This window comes from Actinosynnema sp., from assembly GCF_052038725.1.
On the sequence record NZ_JBQGCX010000634.1, the window covers coordinates 1 to 4,692 of the forward strand.

General features: G+C 73.4%; 8 protein-coding genes. 5 read left to right on the forward strand and 3 right to left on the reverse strand.

All coding sequences use genetic code 11. The annotated features are described in order from the left end of the window. Nucleotides 1-95: 95 nt before the first annotated feature. Complete coding sequence (locus ACTUAL_RS13400; RefSeq protein ID WP_096492137.1) at nucleotides 96-998, forward strand: NAD-dependent epimerase/dehydratase family protein; 903 nt, start codon at nucleotides 96-98, stop codon at nucleotides 996-998. A gap of 63 nt (nucleotides 999-1,061) precedes the next feature. Further along, a complete protein-coding gene (locus ACTUAL_RS13405; protein ID WP_440900467.1) occupies nucleotides 1,062-1,544 on the forward strand; it encodes a hypothetical protein in 483 nt (160 codons plus the stop codon). 18 nt (nucleotides 1,545-1,562) lie between these two features. On the opposite strand, the gene ACTUAL_RS13410 is transcribed toward ACTUAL_RS13405, so the two are convergent. Next, on the reverse strand, nucleotides 1,563-1,967 hold the full coding sequence (locus ACTUAL_RS13410) for a type II toxin-antitoxin system VapC family toxin (RefSeq protein ID WP_440900468.1): 405 nt from the start codon (nucleotides 1,965-1,967) through the stop codon (nucleotides 1,563-1,565). After that, the gene (locus tag ACTUAL_RS13415; protein ID WP_096492135.1) at nucleotides 1,964-2,248 is read right to left on the reverse strand and encodes a type II toxin-antitoxin system Phd/YefM family antitoxin; all 285 of its coding nucleotides are present in this window, start codon (nucleotides 2,246-2,248) and stop codon (nucleotides 1,964-1,966) included. Before ACTUAL_RS13415 ends, ACTUAL_RS13410 begins: the two co-directional genes overlap by 4 nt. 48 nt (nucleotides 2,249-2,296) lie before the next feature. Here ACTUAL_RS13415 and ACTUAL_RS13420 point away from each other — a divergent pair, with 48 nt between their 5' ends. Next, nucleotides 2,297-3,061 (forward strand): DUF72 domain-containing protein, encoded by a 765-nt coding sequence (locus ACTUAL_RS13420; protein ID WP_096492134.1) that lies wholly within the window; start codon nucleotides 2,297-2,299, stop codon nucleotides 3,059-3,061. A gap of 16 nt (nucleotides 3,062-3,077) precedes the next feature. On the opposite strand, the gene ACTUAL_RS13425 is transcribed toward ACTUAL_RS13420, so the two are convergent. After that, entirely contained in the window at nucleotides 3,078-3,764 is a 687-nt protein-coding gene (locus ACTUAL_RS13425; RefSeq protein WP_440900469.1) for a hypothetical protein, read from the reverse strand. A gap of 51 nt (nucleotides 3,765-3,815) precedes the next feature. Between ACTUAL_RS13425 and ACTUAL_RS13430 the strand changes: the two genes are divergently transcribed. Continuing rightward, a complete protein-coding gene (locus ACTUAL_RS13430; protein WP_232519737.1) occupies nucleotides 3,816-4,208 on the forward strand; it encodes an HNH endonuclease in 393 nt (130 codons plus the stop codon). Between the two features lie 55 nt (nucleotides 4,209-4,263). Continuing rightward, nucleotides 4,264-4,605 (forward strand): peptidase inhibitor family I36 protein, encoded by a 342-nt coding sequence (locus ACTUAL_RS13435; protein WP_440900470.1) that lies wholly within the window; start codon nucleotides 4,264-4,266, stop codon nucleotides 4,603-4,605. Nucleotides 4,606-4,692: the final 87 nt, after the last annotated feature.

Sequence of the window (4,692 nt, forward strand, 5' to 3'; positions counted from 1 at the left end):
CCGGGCGCTCAGGCATGTCGGGGGCAAGTTTAGTTAGAGGTTGTCATTTTTGTGATAGCCTCTAACTAACTGGTCCATCGGAAGGGAGCACCGACATGCACGTCGTCCTGGGCGTCGGCCCCGCGGGCACCACCCTCGCCACCGAACTCACCGCGCGCGGCCACGAGGTCCGCACCGTCACCCGCGAGGAGGCCGACCTGCGCGACCCCGAGGCCGCCACGCGCGCCATCGCCGGGGCCGAGGTCGTCTACCACTGCGTGAACGTCGCCTACCACCTGCAGGTCGAGACCATGCCGGTGCTCCAGGAGGCGATCCTGACCGGCGTCGAGCGGGCGGGCGCGCGCCTGGTCGTGCTCGACACGCTCTACCCGTACGGGCCCACCGGCGGCGCGGTGATGACCGAGGACACCCCGTGGAACGCCACCGGGCCCAAGGGCCGGATGCGCGCCGAGCTGGACCGGGCCTACCTGGAGGCGCACGAGGCGGGCCGGGCCGGGGTAGTGCTGGGCCGCTCCGCAGACTTCTACGGGCCGCGCGTGCTCAACTCCACGCTCGGCGGGGCCGTGTTCCCCGGCGCGCTGACCGGCGAGACCGTGCTGGGCCTGGGCGACGTCGACCTGCCGCACAGCTACACCTACATCGGCGACGTGGCGCGCGGCCTGGCGCTGCTGGGCGAGACCCCCGACGCGGACGGCCGGGTGTGGCACCTGCCCACCGCGCCCGCCCGCACCACCCGGCAGGTCTTCGACCTCATCGCCGAGCGGGTCGGCCGCCCGCTGGACGTGCGGGTGCTGGCCGAGCTGGCGCCGTGGGGGCCGTTCGACGAGGTGTTCGTCGGGGAGTACCGCGAGGTCTTCTACCAGAACCAGGAGCCGCAGGTCGTGGACAGCTCGGCGTTCCAGGAGCGGTTCGGGGTGGCCCCGGTGGACCTCGAGGAGGGGGTCGACGCCACGCTCGCCTGGTACCGCAGCGCGTTCGCCGCTACTGCGGGCGAGTAACGCGGGGGCGGCACAGGGGTGAGCCGTCCGGCGGAAGGGCCCCGGTGCCCGACCTTGGTGGGCATGAGCGCGATGCGGCACGCGGAGCAGGCGGGCGTCCGGCTGCGACGCCGGAGCAGGTGCAGACCGGCAAGGCCGGGACCGGTGCGGGTGGAGGAGCTGGCGGCGTTCCTGCGCGCGGACCGGGCCTGGCGCGAGGAGGTGCACCGCAGGCTCGTGGCGCGGCTGGACCAGCACTTGGTCCGGGCCGCGCGCGGGGCCGGGTGCGGGCCGATCGCGCTGGTGGCCGAGGAGCTGGCCGGGCAGGCGAGCGTGGACCTCGGGCCGGGGGTGCACTACCGGCTGGCGAAGGCGGTGCACGCGCTGGTGCCGCTGGTGGGGGCGGCGCGGCTGCGGCAGAGCGCGCGGGTGCTGCGGGTGCTGGGGGCGTACCTGTGCGGGGAGGACCTGGCGGCGTGCCCGTGCGCGGAGGCGCTGGCGCGCGACCCGTGGCAGCGGGAGGTGGCTCGGGTGGCGCCGGGGGTGCTGGACGCGGCGGGGTTGTGAGGCCGGGCCCTCGGCCGGTCAGCCCGCCGGGTGCACGCCGATGACGTCGACCACCCGCTCCAGCCCGGCGAAGTCCTCGGTGTTGGAGGTCAGCAGCGGCACCCCGGCGGCCGAGGCCACGGCGGCGATCTGCAGGTCCATCCGCCGGGGCCTGGGGTCGCGCCCGATCCGGCGGACCAGCGCGGCGAGCGTGCCGTAGACCTTGGCCGAGGCGAGGTCGAACGGCAGCACGTCGAACCGGTCGAGCGCCGCGTAGTACCGCTCGGTGCGGGCGTGCCGCTCCACCGGGTCGTCGACGTCGAGCCCGTACGCCAGCTCGGCGACGGTGACCGCGCTGATCAGCGGCTGCGCGGCGGCGAGGTCCCCGAAGTCGATCCGCTCCAGCGCGATGACCACGCAGGTGTCCAGCAGGACGCGCCTCACCGGCGCCACGGGTCGCCCAGGGGGTCGTCGGGGCCGAAGACGGCGTCGGCGGCGGCGCGGTCGGCCTCCCAGCGGGCGAGGTCGACCGCGGGCAGCGCCCGGAACGCGCCCTGCAGCTCGGCCAGCGTCGCCCTGGGCCGGGGTTCGGCGGCGTGCGGCACGAGGTCGGCGACCGGCCTGCCGTTGCGCGTGACCACGAAGCTCTCACCCGCCTCGACCCGCCGCATGATCTCGGCGTTGTCGTTGCGGAGCTCGCGCTGCCCGATGCTGGCGACACCCATGCCACAAGGGTAGGTGATGTGCTACAGAAGTGCTACGGTCTTCGCCCCGTGGGCAGCGCAGCGATCAGGGTCGGCACCTCGGGCTGGACGTACCCGGAGTGGCGGGGCGACTTCTACCCCGCCCGGTTGGCCCAGCGGCGCGAGCTGGAGCACCTGGCGGGCCGGTTGGCGACGGTGGAGGTGAACGGCTCGTTCTACGGCGACCGCTCCCCGCGCGACTACCGGTCGTGGGCGGACCGCACGCCGGAGGGGTTCGTGCTCGCGGTGAAGGGCCCGAGGTCGGTGACCCACGTGCGCGCGCTGCGCGACGTCGAGGGCGCCCTGGACGCGTTCTGCGCCTCGGGCCCGGAGGAACTGGGCCCCAAGCTGGGCCCGGTCCTGTGGCAGCTGCCGCCCGCGCTCCCGTTCGACGCCCGCCTGGCCGACTTCCTCGCGCTGCTCCCGGCGGGCAGGCACGCGCTGGAGCCGAGGCACCCGAGCTTCGCCGACCCGGCGTGCCGCGCGCTCCTGGAGCAGCACAACGTGGCCCTGGTGCTGGCCGACACCGCGGGCGAGTTCCCGGTGTTCGACCACCGCACCGCCGACTTCCACTACGTGCGCCTGCACGGCGAGCGGCAGCTCTACCGGGGTTCCTACCCGGAGGAGTCCCTGAAGCGGTGGGCGGACCGCGTGTCCACGTTCGAGGGCGACACGTACGTGTACTTCGACAACACCATGGAGGGCGCAGCTCCCCACAACGCGGAGTCCCTGGCCACCTTGCTGAACACCACCCCGCCCTGGGCCGAGGGACCTGCCGAACCCACCCTCTTCTGACCGCTCCCCCGTGGGCCTACCGCTGGACGGGGAGCTGATCCCCCCAGCGGGCCTCGACCGCGCCGTCGTCCCCCACCAGGAACACGGTGAGCCCCATCCGGGGGAACACGGAGGCGACCGACTCCAGGTTGCGCCGGTGGGTGAGCCGGTCGGGCAGCGCGAGCGCCACCGCGTCGTCCGGGTGCGCCTGCCGGAGCTGGAGCCCTTTGAGCAGGGCAGCCGCGAACTCGGACCGCGCCTGGACGGCGGGCAGCGTCCGCCTCACCTCACCGGCGCGCGCCGGGTCGGCGTACCGGCTGCCGGGGAACCCCTCCACCTCGACGTGCAAGGTCCGCGCCCCGCGCTCGACCACCACGTCGGTCCCCCGCTCCCGGCTGCGCGCGTCGGCCACCCGCACGACCTTCCACCCGTCGGCGAGCAGCCAGTCCACGAGCCGCTGCCGCACCGCGCGCTCGCTGACGTCCGCCACCTCGCGCACCTCGGAGGGGGCGGGCAACCCCCGCACGACCCGCAGGCTGTCGGGCAGGTGGTTGCGAACGGGCAGGCCGGCGTCGTCCCGGACGATCACCCCGGCGGCGGCGAGCCTGCGGCACACCGCGTTGACCTGCTGGTGGACCACCCCGAGGGCGCGGGCGATCTCGGCGTCGGTCATCGCCTCCCCGGAGGCCCTCAGCAGCGCGACGACCCGTTCCTCGAACCTCATCACCCGATGATCCCGTCGGCGGGGTCGCCCGGACACCGCCACGATGACCCAGTGCCCCCACACCAACCGGACCGGTCCACCCGCCTGGAGCAGGCGCTGAGCCGGGACGGCGCCGACTGCACGTGGTGCAGGCGCGAGTTCGACCGGAACACCAGGCCAACGACGGACCACCTGGTCCCGAAGGTCAAGGGCGGCCCGTCCTGGCTGGAGAACGAGCTGGCCGCCTGCCCGAGGTGCAACCGGGCGAGGGGCCACACCTCCCCGGTCGACTGGCTGGCCGAGTGCGAGCGCAGGGGCTGGTCCCCGGACCGCCCGAGGGTGACCGCCCTGCTGCGGTCCCTGGAGGCGGCGATAGCGACGCACGGCGGTCAACGCCGCGCCAGGCACTACCTGTCGGCCCAACTCCGCAGACTCGACCGGGGGACAGACAACTCGCGAAACTAGCTGGATGGGGTGACGCGCCGAGCCGAAGCAGAGCGAACCTCAGAAAATCCCCGCCATGAGATCAACGATCATCGCCTCCTCCCTGCTCATCACCGCTCCGCTCCTGGTGGCGGCCGACGCCCCGAGGTGCGACCGAGGCGAGTTCTGCGCGTGGTCCACCACCAACTACAGCGGCACGGCGCGCAGGCTGGACCTGGAAACCGCCAACCCGGACGAGTGCGTCCCCCTGCCGGACAACCTGGTGGCCCGCTCCTTCGCCAACCGCCTGAACCGCCTGGTCTCGGTGTACCAGGGCGCGGACTGCTCAACGGAAGCCGATTTCACCACCTATCCGGGCGGCGGCACCTGGGTCCCGGACGCTCCGTTCGTGATCAGGGCGGTGCAGGTCTGGAACTAATACCCGGTCGAGTCGAATTAGTTCACCCTAAAGAAGTGTTAACGTTACGCAACGAAGGAAACCGTTGCGCTAACGCAACGAGACACG